Here is a 23,241-nt window from a genome sequence, read left to right on the forward strand (position 1 = left end):
GAACGACCCGCGTCTGCACGGCCGGTCGAAAGACGCTACACAGTGATGTCGACGAAGCTGCCGCGAGGGTGGCGGGCGCCCGTTTCGGCAGCGCGGGCGGCGCTTTCGGTCGGGTCAGCGGGGCGGCTGGCCTGCTGCACTTCGCTGCGAGCCTTCAGCGTCGCCTCATCCGTGTCGGTGGCGCGTGCGGTCGAGGTCTGCTGCGCGGTCTGCGCCGGCTGCTGCGGACGCTCCGTCAGCCCCTGAAGGGCGCGGAAAAAGCTGAGACCCGGATTGACCTGACCGCCTGGAATCTGCATTGCAAACGTATTCTCCCCGCCTTGACGTTGCCACGGAACCCATTAAGGATCGGTAAATTCGAGGCCGATGACAACGCCCGCGCGTCAGCGATCCAGAGACCCGGTTTCGTTTCGAACCGCACCGTGGCATAACGCTGCACGCGGCAACAACGACAATCCGCAGGGACGCGAGGGATAGGCCAGTGACGACATCGCAGGGCCGGCCGCGCGCCGGCGAAACGCTGTTGAGCGTGCAGGATCTCGTCAAGAACTTCGGTGGCCTGCGCGCCATCGACCACTGCACGTTCGACGTTCAGCGCGGCACTATCACCGGCCTGATCGGGCCGAACGGTGCGGGCAAGACGACGCTGTTCAACATCATCACCGGCTTCATCAGCCCGGATGCGGGACGCGTGCGCTTCAAGGGCGACGACATCACCAACCTGCCCGCCCATCGCATCTTCGATAAGAAGCTCTGCCGCACCTTCCAGATCCCGCGCGAGCACCCCAGCATGACTGTGATCGAGAACCTGATGCTGGTGGCTTCCGAACAGAGCGGGGAGCGTATCTGGAATGCCTGGCTGCGGCCGGGTCACGTGCGCCGCCAGGAGGACGAGACCCGCAAGCGCGCCATCGAGGTGCTGGATTTCATCGAGCTGGACCACCTGCGCGACGAATACGCCGGCAAGCTCTCCGGCGGCCAGAAGAAGCTGCTGGAACTTGGCCGCACGCTGATGGCGGAGCCGGAAATGGTGCTGCTGGACGAGCCGGGGGCGGGCGTCAACCGCACACTGATGAAGCGTCTCGTCGGCAACATCGAGTATCTCTGCCGGGAACGCGGCATCATCTTCCTGTTGATCGAGCACGACATGGACCTGGTGATGAGGCTGTGCGACCCGGTGATCGTGATGAGCGAAGGCCGCAAGCTGATGCAGGGCACGCCCGACGAGGTGCGCAGCGACAAGCGCGTGCTCGATGCCTACCTGGGAGGCCAGTATGCCGCTGCTGAAGGTTGAGAACATCACCTGCGGCTACGGCGACATGGAGGTGTTGCGCGAGCTCTCCGTGGAGGTGGCCGAGGGCGAGATCGTCTCCATCATTGGGCCGAACGGCGCGGGCAAGTCGACGCTGATGAAGGCGGTCTTCGGCCTGCTGCACCCCTGGCAGGGGGCGATCCACTTCGAGGGCCGGGACATCTCGCGGCTGGAGCCCTATCAGATCGTCGAGACGGGCATGTGCTACGTGCCGCAGGTCGCGAACGTCTTCACCCAGCTTACGGTGGAGGAGAACCTGGAGATGGGCGCCTTCGTCCTGAAGGACGGCGATATCGGGGCGCGAAAGGAAAAGATCTTCGAGCTGTTCCCCCGCCTGAAGGAGCGCCGGCGCCAGGCCGCGGGCAAGATGTCGGGCGGCGAGCGCCAGATGGTGGCGATGGGCAGCGCGCTGATGCTGGACCCGAAGCTGATCCTGCTTGACGAACCTTCGGCCGGTCTCGCGCCCAAGATGGTGGACCACATCTTCGAGCGTATCGTCCGGATCAACGAAACCGGGCTTGCCATCATGATGGTGGAGCAGAACGCCACGCAGTCGCTGCGCATGGCGCATCGTGGCTACGTCCTGGCCAACGGCGAGAACCGCTTCGAGGGGACCGGGCAGGCGCTGCTGAACGATCCCGACGTGGGCCGGCTCTACCTGGGAGGCTGAAGCGCATGAACGCAACGCAAGATCCGACGGCCCAGGCGCCGGAGTTGACGCCTCGCCTGGACGAGCGCATCCGCGCGGCGCTGCAGACGCGCACGGCGATGGCCGTCATCCTGGCGGGCTTGCTGGCGCTGATCGTGGTACTGGCGATCGTGCAGGACGTCTCGGCCGGGCGCATCCTGTCGCTGACGGTCTGGGGCATCATGCTGGGGGGCGTGATCGGCCTGGGCAGCATCGGGCTCACGCTGTGCTACGGCGTGCTGAAGTTCCCCAACTTCTCACATGGCGCGATGGTGACGCTGGGCGCTTATGTCACCTTCGCGGTGATGCAGGCACTCCCGCAGGGAGAAGTGCTGCGCCCGTTCTCGTTCGGGTGGGAGTTCCTGGTGGCGCTGATCGTCTCGATGCCGGTCGTGGGCGTAGTCGCCATCGGTATCGACCGGGTGATGTACCGCCGCCTGCGTCAGCGCAACGCCTCGCTGGTGCTGTTCGCGATGGCCTCGTTGGCGATGGCGTTCTTCCTGCGCTCCATCATCTACCTGGTGTGGGGCTCCGATTTCAGGTTCTACTACGAAGGCCGTGCCAACCCCGCGCTGGACCTGCCGTTCGGCCTCCGCGTGCAGGCGGATCAGTTCTTCATTCTTGGCCTCGCCATCGTGCTGGTGATCGCGGTCTATCTGCTGCTTGAGCGCACGAAGATGGGCAAGGCGATGCGGGCGACCGCCAACAATCCCGAGCTGGCGCAGGTGCGCGGCATCAACACCGAGCGGGTGGTGGCCTGGACATGGCTCATGGGCGGCGCCCTGGCGGCGGCCGGCGGGGCCATGTATGGCCTGGCCTCGCAGCTTCGCCCCGAGATGGGCTTCTGGCTGCTGCTGCCGATGTTCGCGGCGGTGATCATGGGCTCCATCGGCAACCCGCGCGGCGCGCTGGCGGGCGCGCTCATCATCGGCGTGGCCCAGCAGGTCTCGACCGCCTTCCTCAATCCGGCCTACGGCCCCGGCGTCGCTTTCATCCTGATGGTGCTGACGCTGTTGATCCGGCCGCAGGGCCTCTTCGGCGGAACGGAGTAGCGTCATGGATCAGGCTCTCGTCGCCAAGTCGGTCTTCCTGGCCGTGCCCCTGTTGCTGCTGGGGCTGAAGCTGGTGCCGCTGCGCTGGGCGCTGCGTATCCCCGTGGCCCTCGTCGGTGCCTTCGTGCTGGCGCTTATCATTTCGAACCTGCTGCCATCGGGGAAGCTGTCCTATCTGGTCAGTTTCAGCATCATGGCGGGCATCTACGCCATCCTGACACTGGGGCTGAACACGCAGTGGGGTTTCACCGGGCACCTGAATTTCGGCATCGCCGGGTTCTTCGCCGTCGGCGCGTTCACCAGCGCGCTGTTCACGACAGCCGCGCCGACCGGCGTCATGGCGCAGTACACGCAGCAGGCCTTCGGCTTCGAAGCGCCGTTCCTGATCGGCATCCTGGCCGCCGCCATCGTCTCCGGCTTCGTGGCGTTCCTGATCGCGATTCCAGTCCTGCGCCTGCGCATGGACTTCCTGGCCATCGCCACCATCGGCATCGCCGAGATCATCCGCCTGATCTTCCAGAACGAGCGCTGGCTGGCGAACGGCCCGCAGCCCCTGCGCGGCATCCCGCGTCCCCTGCACTGCCTGTTCGACGAGCCAAGCTGCGCGCCCGGTCCGCTGGCCACGCTGCTGCAGCCGCTGGAGCCGCGCGACTACATCTACTTCTACCTGTGCGTCGTCACCGTTCTGCTGGCGCTGACCTACCTGCTGGTCGAGACGGCCACGCGCTCGCCCTGGGGCCGCGTGCTTCGCGCCGTGCGCGACGAGGAGCAGTCGGCGGCGATGAACGGCAAGAACATCACCAGCTTCCGCATTCAGTCGTTCGTCGTCGGCGCGGCGGTGATGGGCCTGGGCGGCGGGCTCTACGCGCACTATGCGGTCACCATCGACTACAGCCACTTCAACCCGCTCTTCGCCACCTTCATCGTCTGGGTGATGCTGATGCTGGGCGGCAGCGGCAATAACAAGGGTGCGATCCTGGGCGCCTTCATCATCTGGGGTGTGTGGAGCGGGACCGCCTTCCTCACCGGCATGATCGAGCCGACGCTGGCCCAGATCAGCCAGGACCTGCCGGCGCGCAGCGCCTACCTGCGCTGGCTTCTGGTGGCGATCCTGCTGGCCGGCATCGTGCTGTACCGCCCGCAGGGCCTGATCGCGGAAGAAAAGGTGGTGAGCCGCTTCCTGGCGAAGACCGGCATCGGCCGGGGACGGCGCAAGCAGGCGCGGGAGGAGGAAGCGGAGACCGCCTCGTAAAGGGACGACGGCTTACTCAGCCTCATCCGCGCCCTTGCCGTCCGGCGGCGCAACTTCGACCTTCAGTTCCATCCGCGGATGGATGCCGCAGGTGACGAAGTACGTGCCCGCGTCCTCGAAGGTCAGGCGCATGTCCTCGCCGGGCTTCTGGCTGCCGCTGTTGAAATCCATGGCGGGATGGAACACGCGGATGTTGTGCGTTCGCGTGTCGTCATTGTGCAGCACCACCGTCTGGCCCGCCGCGATGTCGAGGCTGTCGGGGTGGAACGCCTTGCCCTTCTGGCTGACCTTCGGCGGCCCTGCATCGTCCGAACCGTCGCAGGCGGCCACGGCCAGGACGGCTATCAGCGCAAGGCAGGCCGCCGGGCGGATCATTCCGGCAGCTCCGGCGCCGTCGACGGTCGGGCGGTTGCCGGCGTTTCCAGGGTCTTGAGGAAGGCGATCAGGTCCCGTTCCTCCCGCCCGCTCAATTCTATGGCCTCCAGGTCCGGCGAAAGTGTCGGGCGGCGCGCGAAGGCGCCCTCGTAGTGGGCGATCACGGCCTCCATCGTCGGCAGCGAGCCGTCGTGCATGTAGGGCGCGCGGCGCGTGACGTCGCGAAGCGTCGGTGCCTTGAAGGCGTTGTTCACCTCGGCAACGTCGATGACAGGACCGCGTCCTTTGTCTTCCGTCGCCGGCAGGCCGATGTCGTGGAAGGCACCGTTGGTGAAGTTCCAGCCGCCGTGGCATTCGACGCATCGCGCCTTGCCGTTGAAAAGCCGGAAGCCTCGCCTGGCGCTGTCGCCAATCGCCTCGGCGTCGCCCGCCACCCAGCGGTCGAAAGGCGTCATCGGCTGCACCAGCGTACGCTCGAAAGTGGCGATGGCCTTGCGCAGGTTATCCGCCGAGACCGCTTCCTCCGCCTGCGGGAAGGCTTCGGCAAATGCCTTGCGGTAGCCCGGAACCGCACGAAGCTCCGCGACCAGCCCGGCCAGGGGCTGGTTCATCTCGTTCGGGGCCTCTATGGGCATCGCTGCCTGTTGCTCAAGGCTGCGCGCGCGGCCGTCCCAGAAGAAGGTATGCCCCCAGGCAACGTTCCAGAGCGTGGGCGTATGGCGACCCACGGCCTTGCCGCCGGCGCCGACCGCCGTGGGGCGGCCGTCCTCCCAGCCCTTTTCCGGCAGGTGGCAACCGCTACACGCCAGGTCGTTCGCCCCGGATAGGCGCGGATCGAAGAACAACGTCTTTCCAAGCCGCGCCTTTTCGGGCGTGAATGCGTTGCCGGAGGGGAACGGCGGTGCTTCGGGGCGTGCGAAGCGTGCCTTCATCGTCTCGATGTCCGGGCCCGGTCGCCACAGCGCCCAGCCGGCAACGCCGACCGCGACGGCCGCAACGATGCTCGCCGCGAACAGGCCGATTCGCACGCTTCGCATATATCCCTTCAACACCGCGTCCGCAGAGATGGGTCAGCCGGTTTCGCCGCCCTCTCCACCTTCTCCGCCTTCTCCACCTTCGCCGCCTTGCTCACCGCCATAGCTCTCGGTGACGAAGCCGTTCAGTTCAAGCTCGACAAGCGACACGGCGGCGTTGACTTCCGAGGGCGTCATCACCGGATCGTGCGGCGGCATGGCGTTCGGCCAGGCCTGCATCAGGTCCTCGTACTTCTCGACGACTTCCTCGAAATCATGGGCGTCGCGGTCGTAAAGGCGCGAGGCGACGGAACCCAGGAGATCGCGCCCGGCCCAGACGAAACCGCGGCTGTCCTGGTATTCGGCGACGTTGACGACACGCCCGTCCTTGATCGCCGCGCCGTACTCGGCCGCCGATTGTTTCAATAACGCAACGACCACCGGGACGACGAAGCTGGGGTCGGACTGGACCGAGGGCGCGATGGCGTCCTGCGCCGAATCGACGTGCGAGAGCACCTTGTCGAGATAGGCGTGGACCTTGGAGGCGTCGTTCGCCTCCACATGCTCCGCCAGTTCTTCCAATTCGCCCTTGAAGCCGGCGACGCCGCGGCTTTCGAGCGCGGGGGCGAGGCCTGCGTAGATCTCCTCGACCGGGTGGCGGAAGTGCATCACCGCATCCTCCGGCTTCCCGGCGTCGAAGATCTCCTTGCCGATCCGCAGGTGCCCGTGCATCAGCATGAGCTGCGTCAGGTAGCCCTGGTCGGCCGACAGGCCGGCGCCGGCACCGCCTTCGCCGCCCTCTCCGCCTTCGCCACCTTCGCCACCTTCACCGCCTTCACCGCCTTCACCGCCTTCAGCACCCTCGCCGCCCTCGCCGCCGGCGGAGGCAAGCTGGATCGCGGTCATGGTCCGCGGCGGCGCGTAGGTCGCTGTCTTCGCCGGCGCCTCGGCCAGCGTCTCGGCAGCGGCCGGCTCGGCCGCGTGCTCACCGGCACCGGCGGCGAATACGAAGGCGCCGAGGCCGACCCATAGCTTCACGCGGTTGTTCGTCATGTTTCCCCCTTGATGAAATCTCTGGCGCACCGGCGGCGTCGCTGGATCGCTGGCCTCCGGCAGCGGATGCACCGAAGCTATTGCGAATGACTTGCATTTGCAATAGAAGATCGTCGCGGCGTCATCCGGGAAACAGCCCCGAACCAGCCTGTTCCTTCAGGATACCGCTGCGCCGCAAAGATGCAAATGCTTATCATTTGCACTCAAGCCTAAAGACGATCGACAGCGCGGTGCCGCGGCAACCGCGCGTGCGGCGGACATCGGGCAGCCAAGAGGGGGACAAGAAACCGATACGATTCACGACACCAGGAACCACGTGCCTTGCCGGCGCATGTGCGATGCTTTGCGCGGCAGGTCTCGCCGTCGGCCCGGCGTACGCGCAGGACGAGGCGGCTTATCCGCGCCTGGACGCGGAGATCGGGATCGAGATCCAGGACGACTATGTCGCCGACTCCGACGATTCCGATGATTCTGACGCCGAGCTGAACGACCTCTATACGACGACGGAGCCCTATTTCTCCTTCAAGGCGACGCGCCAGCTTTCGCTTGAAGCGGGCTTCGTCCTTGAGCCGGTGCAGGACCCCGACCCCGGCGACGACCGCGTCTTCGAGGATCACGGCCTTTACGCCGAAGAACTCTACGTGAACTATTCCGGCGACGGCTTCGACGTCTACGGCGGCAAGTTCAACCCGTCCTTCGGCACCGCCTGGGACATCGCGCCCGGCATCTACGGCACCGATCTGGCCGAGGATTACGAGATCACCGAACGGATCGGCGCCGGCGGCGCGCTGGTCTTCGGGGAAGGTGGTCTGGGCGGCGAGGGCTTCGGCACGCACCGCCTTGCCGCCAACACCTTCTTCGCCGATACGACCTTCCTCAGCGAGTCCGTCATCACCGACCGCGGCGAGCTGGACGAGGCCGACGGCGGCGTCAGCAACACGGAAGACTTCTCCTCGTTCTCCGTGACCCTCGACGGCGAAGGCTTTAGCAGCGCACCCATCGGATATCATCTCGGCGTGCAGCATCAGGAGGCGGGCGTCGGCGACAGCGACGACCAGACCGGCTTCGTCGCCGGCCTGAACGGCAGCTTCGCGCTTGGCGAGGATACCGCGGTCGAACCGCTGATCGAAGTCGCGGCCTTCGACGGTTTCGACGGCGGCGATGAGGACCGCAACTACCTGACAACCGGCGCGACCGTGCTGCACGGCCCCTGGAATGCCGCCGTTTCCTACACCGGGCGCTTTACCGACGCCGGCGGCGGAAACGACACCGACGACGGCCAGATCCAGCTTTCCGCAGGCTACGCCTTCGCGAACGGGCTGACGGCCGATATCGGCTACAAGTACGTCGAGGAAGTCGAGGTGGACAGCCACGTCATCGGCGTATTGCTGACCTACAGCCTGGATTTCTCGGTTTCCGGCTGAACCGGGCAAACCAGGGCCACGGCGGCCTCCGACCCGCGGTGCGGCGTCAGGAGGCCGTCTCCGCCCGCAGCACATCCTCCAGCGACAGCGACAGCCGCTCGCCGATGTAGTCCGCCACCTGATAGGCCCAGCCGTCGATCCGGGCCGACAGTCGTTTCGCGTGCGCCGCCGCCTCGGCGCCTGCTTCTGGTGAGGGCTCGGCCCGCAGGCGCAGCCAGTAGTGGCCCTCGTGGCGCGCGATCTCCGTCGTGAAACGCAGGCCGTCGAAGGTCAGGATCTCCGCACGGGCCAGTGAATCCGTGAAGTCCATCTCGCCCTCGGGCCGCACGCCGTCCAGCTTCACCTTGGCGAGGACGGAGCCCAGGCGCCGGATCTTCGCGACATCCGGCTGCCGCCCCGGCGGCACGTCGGCGACACCCATCGCCGGCGCGCCCCTTTCCGGGCGAACCGCCAGCAGACGGGTGCCCTCGCGCGGGCGGATCTCCACCCGGCGGATGTCGCCCGGCGCGATATCCACCACGTCGGTCTCCAGCCAGGGATAGATACCGTCCGACAGGTCCACGAGACCCGAAGCCAGCCACGCGCGCGCCTCGCCGGGGCGGCGGACATAGGTTCCCTTGTCCTCCCACCCGGTACGGTTGTGGCGCTGCTTGCCGACGATCAGCGCCGCCAGCACCTCGCCGTCCGCGCCCAGCAGGCGGACCAGCCGCGAACCGGCCCCCGGCCTGTCCGGGTCCTCGACGTTGAGGCGCGGGTAGAGGTCGGCCCGGCGGGTCTTGGCGGCGATCTTCTCCAGCCCGGCGAGGCCGACCAGCATGCGCCGCACCTGCTGATCCTCCACCGGATAGCCGTACGTGCTGGCCGCAACCCAGCCGTCGCCGCGCCTTTCCAGGGTGTAGCCGCCGCCGCCTGTCACCACCTCCACCGTGCGCACCTTAGAAACCTGCTCACCGAAGCCGGGCAATACCGGCTCGCCGTCGAGACGCACGGTGTCATGCCGGCTTTCGCCCAGATAGCTGGCAAAGGCCGCGAGCGTGACCACGACCGTGACGATAAGCAGCACCAGGAACGATCTCGGCCGCATCCCCGCCCCTTTCTAGCTGCCCGTGACGGAGCGTTGGCGGCGCCGGCGGCGAAGGGCGCCGTGGGCCACGGCAAAGACGATCACCAGCGCGGGCATGCCCCAGATGTTGGCGGCGCGGGCGACCGCCCGCACGCGCTCCACGTCCTCGTGCAGCTTGTGCTGCACCTCGCGCAGCGCCTGCCGCGCTTCCAGCATATCCTCGCGCAGGCGTTCGACTTCCTCGCGCTGCGCGTCGGTCATAACCACACCGGTCTCCACCTCGCGCCGGCGGAGTTCGCGGATGCGGGCCTTGCCTTCGTTGATCCGCTCGATCAGGCGCTGCTCCCGACTGCGATAGCGATCCTCGGCCTCCTGGCGCATGCGCTCCAGCATGGTGAAGGGCCGGTCGTCCAGGCCGCGCCCGCGCAGGCCGATCAGGTCGCTGCCGCCGCTGAGGTTATCCAGCGCGTTGACGACGAAATCGCCGTTGTTGGCGTAGGGGACGCTGACGCTTTCGCCGTTGCGCTGCCGGCTCTGGGTCCAGGCGTCGTCAGCCAGCATGTCGGCATCGGCGACCAGGATAACGTGGGCGCCCTCGCCGCTACCGGTCTTGTGCCCGCTCTCATCGGTGCCGTCCGGCGGGCCGTCGGGGAAAGCAGTCTGGAATGGACCGTCGATGCGCGCGGCCAAGGTATAGCGCCGATCTTCCGCCTTGAAGTCCGAGAGCAGCTTCGCCGGGTTCGGGAAGTTCGCCACGATCTCCACGGAAAGCGGCATGGACTGCGTGCTGGACCTTGCCAGCGGCGTCATCCGGGCCGACGTGCCGTCCCGGGCCTCGATCGCGCCGGCCGATTTCAGGGCAAGCTGTGACAGGTTGGCGGTGACGGCATCGTCCGTGGCCAGGGCGTCGCCCGACAGCGCCAGCCAGCCGACGTAGCCGACAACGGTATCGCGTCCGCCGACACGGCTGCGAACCTCGCGCGCATGGGTCCGGTCGGCAACGACCGTATCGGGCTCAATGCGCACGCCCCAGCCCTCCAGCAGCGCCTGCGTTCCCGCATCCAGGCGGGCCGCCGTACCGTTCCCTCCGGCCTCCTGTCGATAGCCGAACACTTCGGCGAAGGGATCGGCGAAGGCCAGGATCCTGCCGCCGCGCATCAGGAACTGATCGACCGCGTAGCGCGCCGTGTCGCTCAGCCCGTGCGGCTGCGCCAGAAGCAGGATGTCGATCTCCGGGTCGACTTCCCCGTCATCCGGCTTGACCGAACGAACTCGGTAGGATTGGCGCATCAGCTCTACAACGCGCCAGGGCTTCTCTCCGGTCGCCATATTGCCGGTCATCGGCAGCGCGCCCAGGATGCCGACGACCGGCTTGCGCGGGTTCGCCAGGGCGTGGACCAGGCGCGTCACGTCGTATTCCAGGAAGGCCGTGCGCTCGGGGCTGAAAAGGGGAATCGCCTCGTGATCGTCGGTGCTGTTGGTGCCGGACAGGCCGAAATACAGGCTGTCGCGCCCGTTGCCCGCCGGCATCGCGCGCAAGCCGTCCGCGACCGCTTGATCCTCCTCCGGCGAGAAGGGCTCGGGGCGCAGGACCTCAAGCTCGATGGCGCCGCCGGAGAGCCGGACGTAGCGTTCCAGCAGATCGCGCACGCGCCCCGCATGGTCGGCCAGCCGGGGGCTGACCTCGCGCAGGCCCTCCGACATGTAAAGGCGCAGCGTCACCGGCTCCTCGATCCGCGACAAGGTGCGGCGCGTGCCTTCCGACAGGGTGTAGCGCCCGTCTTCCGTCAGATCGACGCGCACCCGCCCCAGCGTCGTGCTGGCCAGCAGGTTCAGCGACAGGAACAGGACGACCGCCAGCGCGATGCCGAGGACGGCCAGGGTGTCGCGGTCGATGCGGGGGTTCGGCCAGCGCATCCCTCAACTCGCCCGCTTCAGTTCGACCAGCATGACGTTAATGAACAGTGCCACCCCGATCAGGGCCAGAAAGAACACGAGGTCGCGCAGTTCGATGACGCCACGCGCGACGGCCTGGAAGTTGGTCAGGAACGACAGCGAGGCGACCGCGGCGACCAGGGCGTCCGGCGCCCAGCCGCGCAGCGCGCCCTGCACGATATCCGTTCCCGCCGTCAGCAGCACAAAGCACGCCGCCGCCGCCAGGATGAAGGCGACGACCTGGTTGCGGGTCAGGGCCGAGGCGCAGGCGCTGACCGCCAGATAGCCGCCCGCCATCAGCCACGAGCCGAGATAGGCCGCCAGGATGGCGCCATGGTCCGGCTCGCCCAGCACGGTGACGGTGATCCACATCGCCCCGGTCAGCGCCAGCGCGATGGCGGCGAAGATCCAGCCCGCGAGGAACTTGCCCAGAACCAGTTGCGGCGTCGAAAGCGGCAGCGCGGCGATCAGTTCGATCGTGCCGGTTTTCCGCTCTTCCGCCCACAGGCGCATCCCGATGGCGGGAATCAGGAACAGGTACAGCCAGGGATGGAACGTGAAGAACGGCTGCAGGTCGGCCTGCCCACGCGCGAAGAAGCCGCCCAGGTGGAATGTCAGCGCGGCCGAGAGCGCGATGAAGATGGTGATGAAGACATAAGCCAGCGACAAGTTGAAATAGGCGGCAAGCTCGCGGCGGCAGACCGTGGCCACGTTCCCCATCCTAGGCCTCCGCCGCCGCGGCTTCGCTCGGACGGGTCAATGCATGGAATACCTCGTCGAGGGGCCCACGCGCCGCGAGTTCCGAGGGCGTGGAGTCGACGACGACCCGGCCGCCGGCGATAACGATGGCGCGGCTGCACACGGCCTCGACCTCCTCCAGGATATGCGTGGAGACGACGATGGCGGTGTTCGCGCTCAACTCCCGCAGCAGGGCGCGGACCTGGCGCTTCTGGTTCGGGTCCAGACCATCGGTCGGCTCGTCCAGGATCAGCACGCCCGGCTCGTGCAGGATCGCCTGCGCCAAGCCGACGCGACGACGGAACCCCTTCGACAGCGTGTCGATCGGCTGGTGCAGCACCCGCTCAAGCTCCAGCCGCTCGACGGCCCGGGAAACGCGGCTCGCCTTCGCCGCGCCGCGAAATCCGCGTGCCCGCGCGACGAAATCCAGCAGCCCGGCCGGCGTCATCTCACCATAAAGCGGCGCGCCTTCCGGCAGATAGCCCAGGGCCCGCCGCGCCGCGATGGGCGCGGTCACGACGTCGTGCCCGCAAACCCTGGCCGTCCCGGATGTCGGGGGCAGGAAGCCGGCGATCATACGCATGGTCGTCGACTTGCCGGCCCCGTTCGGCCCCAGGAAGCCCAGCACCTCGCCGCGGGCGAGCGAGAACGTCACCCGGTCGGCGGCGACCAGACGGTCGAACCGTTTCGTCAGTGCCTCGACCTCGAGCACGGCTTCCACGTGGCGACACCCGGCGTCGTGGGACAGAAACATCAGCGCGCGCAGCAGCTTATGCAGTGCGCGACGCACCATGGCGCTTTTATATGCCGTGGTGAAACGTTACAACCCGTCCCGACGGTCAAACGACCATTGAAAGGAGGCGCTGGTGCCCGAGGGTCCGCGCAAGGTTCTCATTGTCATCGCTATCATCATTGCCGTTGTCGCATTCGTCGATGGAGTCGGAATCTGGGACATCGCCGATTTCGGCATGACCTCGAACCCGGATTAACGCTGACATTCGGCGTCCGGAACGCAATCCCGCAAACACGGACACGACGAGAAGCGGGGCCCCTTCCGAAAAAGGGCCCCGCCCACCATGCCGGCTGGCGGCGATGGCGTTATTCAGAGGGGATATTCTCCGCGCTCTGGATCTGCACCGTCTCGGTACCGTCTTCGGTGTACTTCCACAAGGCAATCGGCGTCTTGACGTCGCCGTTGTCGTCGAAGTCGCAGGCGCCGGCGGCGCCAGAGTAGTCGACGTCCTTGCCTTCCTTGATCGCCTGCATGCCGGCGACCAGGCTTTCCATGTCGCCGCCGACGATTGTCTGACCCGGCGGGTTCGCGACCGGGCGAAGGTTGTCGCGCAGCACGCGGCCGTTGATCTCGCCGCCGTCCTCGGCGATGGCCTTGGCGATGGCAAGTCCGATCACCATGCCGGCGTCATAGGCGGACTCGGTGAACGGCGGCACGCGGTCATGGCCGAATTCCTTCTCCAAGGCCTCGGCGAAGTTCTTGAAGGCGGGGATCGAGGGATCCTGGCCGGGGGCCGTGCCCATCTTCCCGACAAGGTCGCCGGCGCCCACCGCGTCCAGCACCTTGGTCGACTTGTTGCCATCCACGAACTGCCAGTTGGTGAAGCCGAAAACGTCGCGGCATTCCTTCAGGAAGGTCGCCGTGTGACCCGGATAGCTGCACGCCACCAGCAGGTCGGGCTCGTCCTTCAAAGCCACGGCAAGCTGTGACTTGTAGGTCGGCTGCACCTCCTCCGGATGCGGCACTTGGGCATGCACCGTGCCGCCGCGAAGCTGGAACGACCGGGCGAAGGCGTTCGACAGGCCCTGGCCGTACGGATTGTTCACGAAGATCGTGGATGCGGTCTTGAACTTGTAGTCCTCCATGATCTCGCCGTTGGCGAGCTGGGCGGCGACGACGCCCTGCAAGGCGTCGGAGGACGTGGTGCGGAACAGCATGTCCGCCTCGCGGTCCTCCGGCAGGACGGAGATCAGCGGCGAGGTCGAGCCGTTCGAGATCTGCACCACGCCGGAAGGGATCGACACCGATGTCGCCGTGGCCACGGTCACGCCGCTGGACCAGCCGCCGATGATCGCGGCCACGCCGTCGGCCTCGACCAGCTTGCGCGCGGACTCGATGGCGGGGGTGGGCAGGGTGTTGGTGTCCTCCGTAATGTGGGCGGAGATGATCGGGCCGCCGAAGACCTCCCTCGCGGCGGCGTTGATATGATCGATCGCAAGCTGCGCACCGTCGCGGTAGAAGGGACCGAACTCCGCGGCCGAACCAGTCATCGGCGCGATCTGGCCGACCTTCACCTGGGCCGGCTTGGCGAACACGCGCATGGGCAGCGCGCTACTCAGGGCGAATGCGCCGCCGGCAACGCCGGCAGTTTTCATGAAGCCGCGCCGCCCGAAAGTCACGTGACGCGATTGGTTGCTCATGACTGCGCCTCCCTTCCTTCAGATGTGATCGGGTCGATAGACCCTGAAGTGGCGGGTCGAACGTTGAAGCTTAACATGTGCGGTCTCAATATTAAAAACGCGCGTTTTCGACGCAGTCGCCCATGCGGGCGTCATAACCGGAGATGAGCCTTCATCGGATCGCGCCCGGACGCGCGAGTCGCGCCCACGTTGCAACACGAAAATATTACTATCCTATCATATCTTAAATTCAAATATTTTGTGTAACGACATCGACGTTAGGCTGTGCAGTCGGTAATTTCTGAAAGAAATGTAAATACGAATCAGTGTGCTACGCCTTGAACTTTATCTCTTATTGGAATATTAACTTTTAGAGGCAAGCGTTTGTTTCATTGGCGGGGCGATTGCTGCTTGGGCGCTGGGGCAGGATGCCGGGCGAACGCAAGGGGGCGCGATCCCGAGATGGTTCAGAACGGGGACAAGCGGCGGATGGGGGATCCGGAGCACCTCCAGGAGCTGTTGGAGCTGGCGCGCGACACGTCGCTGGACGCGCGGATGAATCTGGTCGACGTCATCGGCGACCTTTTTTCCGAGCGCGAGACGGTCTTGAGCGAGCGCGAACGCGCACTGATGACGGAAATCCTGGAGAAGCTGGTCCGCGATTTCGAGATGACTGTGCGGGTGGAACTCTCGAAGCGGCTTGCCCAGGAAGAGAAGGTGCCGCGCGCGCTGGTGAAGACGCTGGCCAACGACGACATCGACGTCGCCCGCCCGCTTCTGATGCAGAGCACTGTGCTGCAGGACCGCGAGTTGATCGAGATCGTGCGCAACCGCACGCGCCAGCATCAGCTTGCCATCGCCCTGCGCCGCAACGTCAGCGAGCCGGTCAGCGACGCCCTGGTCGAGAACGGCGACGACGACGTCATCCGCACGCTGCTGGAGAACCCCAGCGCGTACATCTCCGAGGCGACGATGGCCTACCTGGTGGACCAGGCGCGCCACGTCGACACCTTCCAGGAACCGCTGGTGAACCGCACCGACCTTGGCCCTTCGCTGGCCAAGCGGATGTACTGGCACGTCTCGGCGGCGCTGCGGAACAAGATTCTGGAAAGCTACGACATCGCCGAGGACGAGCTGGACGACGCGCTGGAGAGCATCGCCGGCACGATGAGCGAGCGCGACGCGACGGAGACAGCGGAGACATCCTCGACCGCGCGAACGCTGGCGCGCCGGATCGCGGCGGAGCGGCAGATCGATTCCACCCTCATCATCAAGGTGCTGCGGCGCGGGGAAATTCCCCTGTTCGAGGCCCTGTTCGGCGAGATGTGCGGCATCGAGCCGCCGCGCCTGCAGCACGTCATCTACGAAACCGGCGGCAAGGGTCTTGCCGTGGTGTGCCGTGCACTGCAGGTCGACAAGGCCAACTTCGCGCCGATCTTCCTGCTGTCCCGCAAGGGGCGCGGCGGCGAGCAGGTCGTCGACCCGCGGGAGGTTTCCGTCGCCATGCGCTTTTTCGACGACATTGACCCAGACGCTGCCCGCAAGGCGCTGAAGCGCTGGCAGCGCGAGCCCGGATACCTGGACGCCATCGAGGCCATCGAGGAGCAACGCCGTGGCAGAACGACGCGTCAAGCCTGTCCGCACCTCGAATAACAACGCCCGAGGCTTCGGCGAACCCGACGGCGCGGGGGATACCTCCGGCGCCCTTGCCGGGCTGCCGCCGGGCCTGCAGGCTGCGGTTCTGGACCGGGTGCCACCGCTGTATCTTGCCGAGCCCGACGGCCGCATCGTCTTTGCCAACGAAGGGTACCGGAAGCTTGGCGGACAGCTCGACGGCGAGCGGGTGGCGCAGCTTCCGGACACGGGCGACCTCGTGAAGGCGCGCGGCGCGGAGGAGCTGCCGACCCGCGAGCATCGCATCATCGCCGGCGACAAGGTCCGCACCTATCAGGCCATCTACGAGCCGATCGCCGAGGAAGACGGGCGGCTGAAGGCGGTGGCCGTCCGCTTCGAGCCGCGCGACGAAGCCGGGGAGCTGAACAATGCGCTCGGCCTGGCCCGCGAGCGGCTGGACGATATCTCGCGCCTGGTTTCCGACTGGATCTGGGAAACCGACCGCGACCTGAAGTTCGTCTTCGTCTCTCCGCGCGTGACGGAAGTGCTCGGCTATCACCCCATGGAGCTGATCGGCCGATCCTGGCGGTCGCTGGTCGCGGAGAACGATCCGTTGGACGTCGAGAACCTGACCCGCCGGCCACCGAAGTTCCGCGACCACGAAGTATCCATCGCCCATCGAAACGGTCAGGTCCGGCTGTTCCGCATGTGCGGCGTGCCCATCTTCGACACGCACAGCGGGCGGCTTTCCGGCTTCCGGGGGACCGCGCAGGATATCACCGACATCAAGGCACGGGAGGACGCGGTCCTGGAGGCAAAGGCGTCCGCCGAGGAGGCCAGTCAGGCGAAAAGCCGGTTCCTCGCCAACATGAGCCACGAGCTTCGAACGCCGCTCAACGCCGTCATCGGCTTTGCCGAAATGATGCAGGGCGAGGCTTTCGGGCCGCTGGGCCACGACGCCTACCGCGACTACGCGAACGACATCGCGCAAAGCGGCCGCCACCTGCTTCGGCTCATCACCGATGTCCTGGACATGGCGAAGGTCGAGGCCGGACGCTTTGAACTGCGCGAGGACGTGGTGGACGCGGTCGATGTCGCGCGCCAGGCCGTGCGGACGGTCGCGCAAAGCGCCGAGCAGGCGGGCCTGCGGCTGGATGTGAACACGCCGGCCGGGCCGCAGCACCTGCGCGCGGACGGCGTGAAGCTGTCGCAGGTGCTGATCAACCTGCTCGGCAACGCGGTCAAATTCACGAACCCCGGCGGCCGCGTCTGCCTGCGCCTGGAACCACCGGCTGGCGGACAGGGTGTGCTGTTCGAGGTCACCGACACCGGCATCGGCATGTCGCCCGACGACGTCAACGTCGCGCTGACTCCCTTCGGTCAAGTCGACAGCGAAACGGCCCGGCGATTCCACGGCACCGGGCTTGGCCTGCCGCTGGCAAAATCGCTGATCGACCTGCACGGCGGAAACCTGGAAATCGAAAGCACCGCCGGCAAGGGCACGACCATCCGCGCCGTGCTGCCGGCCGAGCGCAGCCAGGACCTCAAGAACGAGAGGCGGATGGCCGGTTCTTCACCGTTCTCCTGACTCGGGCGACATCGCCGCGCGGAACAGCTCCGCATATTGCGGCAAGACCCACGCGTTACCGTGCATTTCCAACGGGTAGCAAGCCGGCGGCGTCCGCCCCTCCACCGCGTCGAGTATCTGCGCGGCAAGGCGCGCGGCATCGCGGCTGTCGGCCACGTGATCCGGGCAGGCGGCCTCGAACTCGGGCACGTTCGGCGGAAACAACAGGGGCGCGCCGACCGCCACGGCTTCCAGCGTGCCGCGCGGGACGCTCTCCACCTCGGAGACATTGAGGACCAACGCCGCTTCCGCGTCCAGCGCCAGAACCTCGCGATTGTCCAGGGAGCCGATATAGGCCATCACCCCTTCGGCTTGCGCGCGGGCGAAGCTGTCGTCCCAGTCCCGGCATCGGCCGGCGACGACCAGCTTCAGGTTGGGACGGCGCGCCCGCACCTGTCGCATCGCCGCCAGCGCAACCTCGATGTTCTTCAGCCGCGATACCCCGTTGGCCCAGAAGACATAGCCGCCCGGCTTCAGGCCGTGCCTCGCCAGCGCCGCCTGCCGCTCCGCCTGCGAGGGCTGCTCCGTCTCGATCAGGACGGGGATATGCGACAGCTTCCATGCGATCCGGTCATCCCGCCCCATGATGCGCTCGACCAGGCGGGAGCAGGCGACGACGCGGTCGTACGAAATCAGTTCCTTGAAGCGCCGACGCGGCAGGCGCGGGTCGCGCACGTCGCAGATCATCACCGGACCGCCGCTGCGGAACCGGCGCAGTAGCGCCACGACCCAGCGCAACGTGTTGGGATACAGGTGAAAGCTGCTATGCACCATCAGGACGGAGCCCGGCCGCCAGCGGCGCAGCAGCAGGCCCGGGAACATCAGGTTCTCGATCAAATAGCGCGGATACCGGCTCCAGTGCTTGTCCGGCCGGCCGGTCCGGTAGGGGTAGGCACGCCGCACGACGAGCCGGCCGCCGCGCTCCGCGGACGTTCGCGGACAACCGGGATGCGCTTCGGTCAGCACCTCGACACGGCCGACGTGGCCGCCGTCGACAAGCCCCTGGGCCAGCAGCTTGTAATACATGGCGCCGCCGCCGATGGCCGGATAATAGTTCGGCGCCAGGATGACCAGTTCCTCGCACGCCGGCCCGGCTTCACCCATCGCCCGGCGCCCCCTTGCCGACTATCAAGGCCCGCACGCCTTCGACGAAGCGTCCGACGTCGCCAAGCTCCGCGCTGTCGCGGGCGGCTTCGGCGAACCGGCGCCAGGCGTCGGCGTCCCTGGCAAGCGTGTGCATGACGCGGGCCATGCCCTCCGCCTCGAACGGGTCGAACAGGAAGCCGTTGACACCGGCCCGGATCAGGCCGTCCGCCGCGCCGACACTCGTCGATGCCAGCACCGGCACCCCAAGGGCGAAAGCCTCGTTCACCACAAGCCCCCATTGCTCCTCGACGCTTGGCAGCAGCAGCGCCAGCGCGCGGCCAAGCGTCCCCGCAACCTCAGGCGCCTGCACGAACCCGGTGAAGCGCACGCCATCCAGCGCGCGGCGCATGACCTCGCGTTCAAGCTCGGCGCGTAGCGGACCGTCGCCGCAAAGCAACAGTCCGCGCGGCGGAAGGCCCTCCGTGTTCGCCAGTTCCCGGTACCGTGCGTAGGCCGCAATGGCGGTCGTCAGGTTCTTCTTCGGCACGAAGCGGGCCACGACGACGAAATCGCGCTCGGCGTACGGCACGCCATCCGGCGCCGGCGCGGTTTCGGCCAGCCGGCGAACCCGCGCCACGCCGACGGTGTCATAGCCCTGCGCGATTTGCCGTTCCGGCACGCCCAGCAGCCGGGCATAAGCCGCGCTGCGCCAGCCAGCCACCAATGCACCATGATAGGGCGACATCCAAAGGCGCTTGGCGACCTCGCGCCAGAGGCGGCGCGGTTTGTCGTCGAACTTGGAATCGGACATGTTGTGGACGCGCACGCCGCAAAGCCGCGCCAGCCACGCCGTCAGAAGGACTTCCGGCTGATTGTAGTGGCACAGGAACGCATGCATGGGACGCAGGCGGATCAACGCCGCGCTCAGACGCACGAAGCGCGCCGCCGTTCCAACATCCTCCCGCGCGCGACCCGGCGCCAGGACGATGTGCCGGAATGCGCCATCGCCGCTACTGGGTGTCCAGGCATAGCGCGCGCTGCGTTGCGCGACCTCGATTGCACAAACCTCCGCCTCGTCACCAAGTTCGTCTGCGACCGCTTCGATGCGGTCGATGTGATAGGGCGCAAACTGGTTCCAGAAGAACACGACAACCGGGCGGCGGCTCATTCGGACCCCTCGATCCGGGCAAGCTCCGACTGAACCTCGGCGGCGAATGCCAGATCCAGCGGGAACGGCGCGCCGACCTCCGCGTGACCCATGACATCGGCCAGGAACCGCTGGACGATGGGTTGCGCGTTCGTGGTGAAGTCGACCCGCGCCGTCCGCTCGTCGTGGCGAAACTCCACGTGGCGGCAATCATCCGTTCCATAACCGTAATGAAGTTCGCCAATCCGGCTTCGCGGAAACCAGCGCCGGCGAACGGCCAGCAGATGCGTCGCAAGATTATCGCCCGCCGGAATATCGGGTCGCGCCGCGCGGGCCGTCGTGAAGGTTCCCTGGAACTCGGCGTCCCCCGCATCGAACCTGCTGACCAGCGCCGGCCATTCGTGGAGGTAGCAGTACTGAAAATGAACGGCGGCGATAAGGCCGCGCCGATTGGCTTCACTCGCCAGGTCGGCCGCTTCCGCCGCACCGCCCCACCAGGGCTTCTCGACGACGACGTGCTTGCCGGCGAGCAGCGCTCCGCGCACCAGCGCGGCTTGCGGCGCACCCGGCGGCACCGCGAGCCAGACCAGCGCCGCGCCGGACGCTTCCGCACACAGACGCCGTGCGCAACGTTCGGCGAAGTCCGTATCCTTCTCCTCCCCGGCCTTGCGCAGGCTGAGCATCCGCGCGGCGTGCCCCTCGCTCTCCAGAATGCCGGCCACACGCTGACCCCACCGCCCGCGTCCAACGATGGCGGCCCTCATGGCACGCGGCTCGCGATACGCCCGGCAAGCTGCTCCGCGGCCTTCACAGCCCCGACCACCTTGCCGGAAAAGACGTGGAACACCCGGCCGTCCGGCGACTCGGCGATACGCAGGACCCGCCGGTCGGTACCCGGATCGTGCTCGACCATGCGGCAGGTGAAACGCGAGCCGAGATAGCGCGCCTCTTCGATAGCGGGGACGGCCCGCATGGCATCCTCCCGCATCGCCGTGAAGTTGGTGCACGCCACGGGCCGGAAGCCGCCGCAATTGATGAGATCCGCATACGCCGCCGGAACCGGCTCGCCCGGGTCGAGCGTGGTCCAGCGGTTGCTGAAGCGGGCCGAACCGAACTGCGCCTCGGATCGGCCGGGATAATGGTCGAAGGCCGTGAACGCGCCGTCGACGATGACCAGCGAGATATCGCGCAAGGGGGCGGGAACCTCGATCAGAACCTTCTCCGCCACCTGTCGGCGCATCTGCCCGAAGATACCCGCCTCTCCATGCGCATTGGCGTAGGTGGCATAGATGCAGGCATCATATTTGCCCTCAAGCTCGGGACCGAAGCGTTCCCGCCGGCATTCCACGCCCAGGTCGCGCAACCGCACCCGCAGGAGTTCGCGCAGAATTGACGGGTCGTAGAACGATTCCTCCACGCGGTAGCAGCGCTCGATAAAGTCAAAGTCCATCCATCCTGGCCGCGATTCCTCCAGCGGAAGGTCGAAGCGCGCCATCGCGGCCTCATATTCCGCGCAGGAAACGAGAGACCCTTCGCGTGGAATGGCGTAGTAGTGGGCCTTGCCGCTGACGATGGCCGTTTGGTACTCCGCAATGAAGGCTTGGCGCGATTCCAGGACCTCTGCGATCGTTTCCGGGCTGCGCGGATAGTGATAACCACGGTGCACCCGGAACTGGTTGATGGCCGACGCGGCGTTCAGCAGGCCCAGTGGATCGAACAGCGTCACCGCGTGACCGCGACGGGCCAGCCAGATGGCCGCCGTCGCGCCGTAAATACCGGCGCCTGCAATCGCGATCCGCGCTCGTTGCTTCATCGCTGTCCCCGATGCGCCGCCCCTCTTGGCCGAGGGCGGTTGGTCCTATACCTGCGATTTATCCAAAAGTGTAAGCCCGCCAGCAAGTCTCGATGCTCTTTGCATAACTTCCGCTGGCCGTTGAAAGCTGCGTAAGTCGGGCCCCGGCCGCTTGCGGTGGGAAGGATCGATGTTTGACTTTCGTCGAATCACCCATCCTTATTAAAGAATGCGCCGGGCAATTCCAAAGGCACTTGCGATCACCACATATGTTAGAATTTGTATTTTTAATGAACAACAAGAATGTTTGAAGTGATATCGTTGAAAAATGTTAAAAATTATTGTATCTTTTCTGACCGGACAGGCAAACACCTGCGTCCCATTAAAGAACTGCGGGCGATGGCGGAGAAGAAAGACGAAGCCCCGGAGACCCTCGCGGCGCACCTGCAGCGTTTCAAGGCTGGACCAACCGCGGAAGGCCGCGTTGAATTGGCCGAGGACGTGTCGGCGGTTTTCAACGGCGGACGCCTGAGCAACGCCGAACGTACCATTGCCTGCGAGATTTTCGAGGCTTTCGCACGTGACGTCGATACGAGGGTCCGCCGCGTGCTGGCCGAGCAGCTCTGCAACTCGCCGCTCCTGCCGGCGGAACTGGCCCGGACCCTTGCCGAGGACGTTGACAGCGTTGCCTGTCCCATCCTGCGCTATTCGCAGGTTCTCAGCGACGACGACCTCATTGCGATCATCGCGGCCGCCAGCCAGGACAAGATGCTCGCGATCAGCCGGCGCAGCGGTGTATCCGCGCAGGTCGGCGACGCCTTGCTGGACAAGGGAAGCGAGACGGTGGCCGCATCCCTGATGTCGAACCCGAAGGCACGCCTGCCGACGGAAACCATGAACAAGGCGCTCGACCGGCACGCCGAAAGCCCGGCGGTCCATGCGGCGCTGGTGGAACGTCCCCGCCTGCCGCCGGCCATCGTCGTGCGCCTGGTCGAGCGCGTTTCCGAAGACCTGATCGACCGGCTTTTCGCTCGCCACGGCCTGCCATCCCAATGGCGGCACGACCTCTGCGAACTCGTCGAAGGCGCGGCCGTCACCGATCTGGCCGAGAACGCAGAGCCGGTTTCCAATATCACAGCTCTGGTGGACAGCCTCTACAGGCGCGGCAAGCTGAACGGCCTGACACTTTTGCGCGCCCTGATGATGCGGGAGGACACCTTCGTGTTCCACGCGCTGGCCCGGCTGACATCTCACTCTGACAAGAAAGTGCGGGATTACCTGATGCACGAGGGCATGCTGGAGCGCCGCGAGCTTTATAACGCGACCGGCCTGCCGGCAGAGCTTTTCCCTGCCTTCAACGCCGCCGTCTCGGCCCTGCGCGATGACATCCATGGCGAGCAGGCGCAAACCCAGGCCGGCTATCAAAGGGACATCATCGCACGGATCGTGCGCGGCTATCCGGACCTCGCCCCCACGAACCTCGACAACGTCCTGGCCCAACTCGAGCATCGGCTGGGGCGGCAGCGCATGCACAGCCAGGGGGGCGTGCGTTCCGTGGAATCCTAGCCCGACAGCCATAAAGCAGGGAGGCTGTCCCCCCTGGCTGCCTTCCGGCAGCCTGTCTCCCCGTCGGGGAGACGACTGATTTGTGTTTTTCA

The 23,241-nt window shown here is 66.5% G+C and carries 22 protein-coding genes; 9 read left to right on the plus strand and 13 right to left on the minus strand.

The genetic code is table 11. The annotated features are described in order from the left end of the window. Nucleotides 1–35: 35 nt before the first annotated feature. Nucleotides 36–299, minus strand: coding sequence for a hypothetical protein (locus tag DRB17_RS05085; RefSeq protein WP_114581095.1), 264 nt, complete (start codon nt 297–299; stop codon nt 36–38). Between the two features lie 182 nt (nt 300–481). Between DRB17_RS05085 and DRB17_RS05090 the strand changes: the two genes are divergently transcribed. Genes DRB17_RS05090 through DRB17_RS05105 form a run of 4 tightly spaced genes read left to right on the plus strand, consistent with a single transcriptional unit; the run spans nt 482 to nt 4,304 of the window. Further along, nucleotides 482–1,294 (plus strand): ABC transporter ATP-binding protein, encoded by an 813-nt coding sequence (locus DRB17_RS05090; RefSeq protein ID WP_241503746.1) that lies wholly within the window; start codon nt 482–484, stop codon nt 1,292–1,294. Next, nucleotides 1,275–1,982, plus strand: coding sequence for an ABC transporter ATP-binding protein (locus tag DRB17_RS05095; RefSeq protein ID WP_114581173.1), 708 nt, complete (start codon nt 1,275–1,277; stop codon nt 1,980–1,982). The genes DRB17_RS05090 and DRB17_RS05095 overlap by 20 nt, the downstream gene beginning before the upstream one ends. Nucleotides 1,983–1,987: 5 nt before the next feature. Then, entirely contained in the window at nt 1,988–3,052 is a 1,065-nt protein-coding gene (locus DRB17_RS05100; protein WP_114581096.1) for a branched-chain amino acid ABC transporter permease, read from the plus strand. A 4-nt stretch (nt 3,053–3,056) separates the two neighbouring features. Further along, nucleotides 3,057–4,304 carry a branched-chain amino acid ABC transporter permease gene (locus tag DRB17_RS05105; RefSeq protein WP_114581097.1) on the plus strand — a complete coding sequence of 416 codons (1,248 nt, stop codon included), beginning with the start codon at nt 3,057–3,059 and terminating at the stop codon, nt 4,302–4,304. Between the two features lie 12 nt (nt 4,305–4,316). Here the strand turns inward: DRB17_RS05105 and DRB17_RS05110 are convergent, their stop codons facing one another. Genes DRB17_RS05110 through DRB17_RS20415 form a run of 3 tightly spaced genes read right to left on the minus strand, consistent with a single transcriptional unit; the run spans nt 4,317 to nt 6,745 of the window. After that, nucleotides 4,317–4,679 carry a cupredoxin domain-containing protein gene (locus DRB17_RS05110; RefSeq protein ID WP_114581098.1) on the minus strand — a complete coding sequence of 121 codons (363 nt, stop codon included), beginning with the start codon at nt 4,677–4,679 and terminating at the stop codon, nt 4,317–4,319. Then, nucleotides 4,676–5,716: a cytochrome-c peroxidase gene (locus tag DRB17_RS05115; RefSeq protein ID WP_206607786.1), complete on the minus strand. Its 1,041-nt coding sequence runs from the start codon at nt 5,714–5,716 to the stop codon at nt 4,676–4,678. The genes DRB17_RS05110 and DRB17_RS05115 overlap by 4 nt, the downstream gene beginning before the upstream one ends. Nucleotides 5,717–5,749: 33 nt before the next feature. Beyond that, on the minus strand, nt 5,750–6,745 hold the full coding sequence (locus tag DRB17_RS20415; RefSeq protein WP_114581099.1) for a hypothetical protein: 996 nt from the start codon (nt 6,743–6,745) through the stop codon (nt 5,750–5,752). A 338-nt stretch (nt 6,746–7,083) separates the two neighbouring features. On the opposite strand from DRB17_RS20415, the gene DRB17_RS05125 reads away from it, so the two are divergent. Continuing rightward, nucleotides 7,084–8,169 carry a hypothetical protein gene (locus DRB17_RS05125; protein WP_114581100.1) on the plus strand — a complete coding sequence of 362 codons (1,086 nt, stop codon included), beginning with the start codon at nt 7,084–7,086 and terminating at the stop codon, nt 8,167–8,169. Nucleotides 8,170–8,215: 46 nt separating this feature from the next. Here the strand turns inward: DRB17_RS05125 and DRB17_RS05130 are convergent, their stop codons facing one another. The 4 genes from DRB17_RS05130 to DRB17_RS05145 are packed head-to-tail and all read right to left on the minus strand — an operon-like array spanning nt 8,216 to nt 12,698. Further along, the gene (locus tag DRB17_RS05130) at nt 8,216–9,253 is read right to left on the minus strand and encodes a DUF4340 domain-containing protein (protein WP_114581101.1); all 1,038 of its coding nucleotides are present in this window, start codon (nt 9,251–9,253) and stop codon (nt 8,216–8,218) included. 12 nt (nt 9,254–9,265) lie between these two features. After that, entirely contained in the window at nt 9,266–11,149 is a 1,884-nt protein-coding gene (locus tag DRB17_RS05135) for a Gldg family protein (RefSeq protein ID WP_114581102.1), read from the minus strand. Nucleotides 11,150–11,152: 3 nt separating this feature from the next. Next, on the minus strand, nt 11,153–11,887 hold the full coding sequence (locus tag DRB17_RS05140) for an ABC transporter permease subunit (protein ID WP_114581103.1): 735 nt from the start codon (nt 11,885–11,887) through the stop codon (nt 11,153–11,155). A gap of 1 nt (nt 11,888) precedes the next feature. Further along, nucleotides 11,889–12,698, minus strand: coding sequence for an ABC transporter ATP-binding protein (locus DRB17_RS05145; protein WP_241503747.1), 810 nt, complete (start codon nt 12,696–12,698; stop codon nt 11,889–11,891). Nucleotides 12,699–12,771: 73 nt separating this feature from the next. Between DRB17_RS05145 and DRB17_RS20815 the strand changes: the two genes are divergently transcribed. After that, entirely contained in the window at nt 12,772–12,894 is a 123-nt protein-coding gene (locus DRB17_RS20815) for a hypothetical protein (protein ID WP_277738563.1), read from the plus strand. A gap of 109 nt (nt 12,895–13,003) precedes the next feature. Here the strand turns inward: DRB17_RS20815 and DRB17_RS05150 are convergent, their stop codons facing one another. Then, nucleotides 13,004–14,338, minus strand: a complete 1,335-nt coding sequence (locus DRB17_RS05150; RefSeq protein ID WP_114581104.1) for an ABC transporter substrate-binding protein — start codon at nt 14,336–14,338, stop codon at nt 13,004–13,006. Nucleotides 14,339–14,779: 441 nt separating this feature from the next. Here DRB17_RS05150 and DRB17_RS05155 point away from each other — a divergent pair, with 441 nt between their 5' ends. Both DRB17_RS05155 and DRB17_RS05160 read left to right on the plus strand, forming a co-directional pair. Continuing rightward, nucleotides 14,780–15,970 carry a DUF2336 domain-containing protein gene (locus tag DRB17_RS05155; protein WP_114581105.1) on the plus strand — a complete coding sequence of 397 codons (1,191 nt, stop codon included), beginning with the start codon at nt 14,780–14,782 and terminating at the stop codon, nt 15,968–15,970. Continuing rightward, the gene (locus DRB17_RS05160; protein WP_114581106.1) at nt 15,930–17,519 is read left to right on the plus strand and encodes a PAS domain-containing sensor histidine kinase; all 1,590 of its coding nucleotides are present in this window, start codon (nt 15,930–15,932) and stop codon (nt 17,517–17,519) included. The genes DRB17_RS05155 and DRB17_RS05160 overlap by 41 nt, the downstream gene beginning before the upstream one ends. Here the strand turns inward: DRB17_RS05160 and DRB17_RS05165 are convergent. The 4 genes from DRB17_RS05165 to DRB17_RS05180 are packed head-to-tail and all read right to left on the minus strand — an operon-like array spanning nt 17,505 to nt 21,604. Beyond that, a complete protein-coding gene (locus tag DRB17_RS05165; protein ID WP_114581107.1) occupies nt 17,505–18,662 on the minus strand; it encodes a glycosyltransferase family 4 protein in 1,158 nt (385 codons plus the stop codon). The genes DRB17_RS05160 and DRB17_RS05165 overlap by 15 nt on opposite strands. After that, nucleotides 18,655–19,812, minus strand: coding sequence for a glycosyltransferase family 4 protein (locus DRB17_RS05170; protein WP_114581108.1), 1,158 nt, complete (start codon nt 19,810–19,812; stop codon nt 18,655–18,657). The genes DRB17_RS05165 and DRB17_RS05170 overlap by 8 nt, the downstream gene beginning before the upstream one ends. Next, nucleotides 19,809–20,555, minus strand: a complete 747-nt coding sequence (locus DRB17_RS05175) for a Gfo/Idh/MocA family oxidoreductase (protein WP_114581109.1) — start codon at nt 20,553–20,555, stop codon at nt 19,809–19,811. Before DRB17_RS05175 ends, DRB17_RS05170 begins: the two co-directional genes overlap by 4 nt. Continuing rightward, complete coding sequence (locus DRB17_RS05180; RefSeq protein ID WP_114581110.1) at nt 20,552–21,604, minus strand: FAD-dependent oxidoreductase; 1,053 nt, start codon at nt 21,602–21,604, stop codon at nt 20,552–20,554. Before DRB17_RS05180 ends, DRB17_RS05175 begins: the two co-directional genes overlap by 4 nt. A 378-nt stretch (nt 21,605–21,982) precedes the next feature. Between DRB17_RS05180 and DRB17_RS05185 the strand changes: the two genes are divergently transcribed. Further along, nucleotides 21,983–23,149: a DUF2336 domain-containing protein gene (locus DRB17_RS05185; RefSeq protein ID WP_161958705.1), complete on the plus strand. Its 1,167-nt coding sequence runs from the start codon at nt 21,983–21,985 to the stop codon at nt 23,147–23,149. The last annotated feature ends 92 nt before the right edge of the window (nt 23,150–23,241 follow it).

This window comes from Ferruginivarius sediminum (assembly GCF_003344765.1).
Taxonomy (GTDB): Bacteria; Pseudomonadota; Alphaproteobacteria; order Kiloniellales; family Rhodovibrionaceae; genus Ferruginivarius; species Ferruginivarius sediminum.

Excerpts from the sequence above, each read along its gene's own strand:
- DRB17_RS05085 (WP_114581095.1), bottom strand. The coding sequence starts at position 299 with ATGCAGATTCCAGGCGGTCAGGTCAATCCGGGTCTCAGCTTTTTCCGC.
- DRB17_RS05095 (WP_114581173.1), top strand. The coding sequence starts at position 1,275 with ATGCCGCTGCTGAAGGTTGAGAACATCACCTGCGGCTACGGCGACATG.
- DRB17_RS05100 (WP_114581096.1), top strand. The coding sequence starts at position 1,988 with ATGAACGCAACGCAAGATCCGACGGCCCAGGCGCCGGAGTTGACGCCT.
- DRB17_RS05105 (WP_114581097.1), top strand. The coding sequence starts at position 3,057 with ATGGATCAGGCTCTCGTCGCCAAGTCGGTCTTCCTGGCCGTGCCCCTG.
- DRB17_RS05110 (WP_114581098.1), bottom strand. The coding sequence starts at position 4,679 with ATGATCCGCCCGGCGGCCTGCCTTGCGCTGATAGCCGTCCTGGCCGTG.
- DRB17_RS05115 (WP_206607786.1), bottom strand. The coding sequence starts at position 5,716 with ATGCGAAGCGTGCGAATCGGCCTGTTCGCGGCGAGCATCGTTGCGGCC.
- DRB17_RS20415 (WP_114581099.1), bottom strand. The coding sequence starts at position 6,745 with ATGACGAACAACCGCGTGAAGCTATGGGTCGGCCTCGGCGCCTTCGTA.
- DRB17_RS05125 (WP_114581100.1), top strand. The coding sequence starts at position 7,084 with ATGCTTTGCGCGGCAGGTCTCGCCGTCGGCCCGGCGTACGCGCAGGAC.
- DRB17_RS05130 (WP_114581101.1), bottom strand. The coding sequence starts at position 9,253 with ATGCGGCCGAGATCGTTCCTGGTGCTGCTTATCGTCACGGTCGTGGTC.
- DRB17_RS05135 (WP_114581102.1), bottom strand. The coding sequence starts at position 11,149 with ATGCGCTGGCCGAACCCCCGCATCGACCGCGACACCCTGGCCGTCCTC.
- DRB17_RS05140 (WP_114581103.1), bottom strand. The coding sequence starts at position 11,887 with ATGGGGAACGTGGCCACGGTCTGCCGCCGCGAGCTTGCCGCCTATTTC.
- DRB17_RS05145 (WP_241503747.1), bottom strand. The coding sequence starts at position 12,698 with ATGGTGCGTCGCGCACTGCATAAGCTGCTGCGCGCGCTGATGTTTCTG.
- DRB17_RS05150 (WP_114581104.1), bottom strand. The coding sequence starts at position 14,338 with ATGAGCAACCAATCGCGTCACGTGACTTTCGGGCGGCGCGGCTTCATG.
- DRB17_RS05155 (WP_114581105.1), top strand. The coding sequence starts at position 14,780 with ATGGTTCAGAACGGGGACAAGCGGCGGATGGGGGATCCGGAGCACCTC.
- DRB17_RS05165 (WP_114581107.1), bottom strand. The coding sequence starts at position 18,662 with ATGGGTGAAGCCGGGCCGGCGTGCGAGGAACTGGTCATCCTGGCGCCG.
- DRB17_RS05170 (WP_114581108.1), bottom strand. The coding sequence starts at position 19,812 with ATGAGCCGCCGCCCGGTTGTCGTGTTCTTCTGGAACCAGTTTGCGCCC.
- DRB17_RS05175 (WP_114581109.1), bottom strand. The coding sequence starts at position 20,555 with ATGAGGGCCGCCATCGTTGGACGCGGGCGGTGGGGTCAGCGTGTGGCC.
- DRB17_RS05180 (WP_114581110.1), bottom strand. The coding sequence starts at position 21,604 with ATGAAGCAACGAGCGCGGATCGCGATTGCAGGCGCCGGTATTTACGGC.
- DRB17_RS05185 (WP_161958705.1), top strand. The coding sequence starts at position 21,983 with ATGGCGGAGAAGAAAGACGAAGCCCCGGAGACCCTCGCGGCGCACCTG.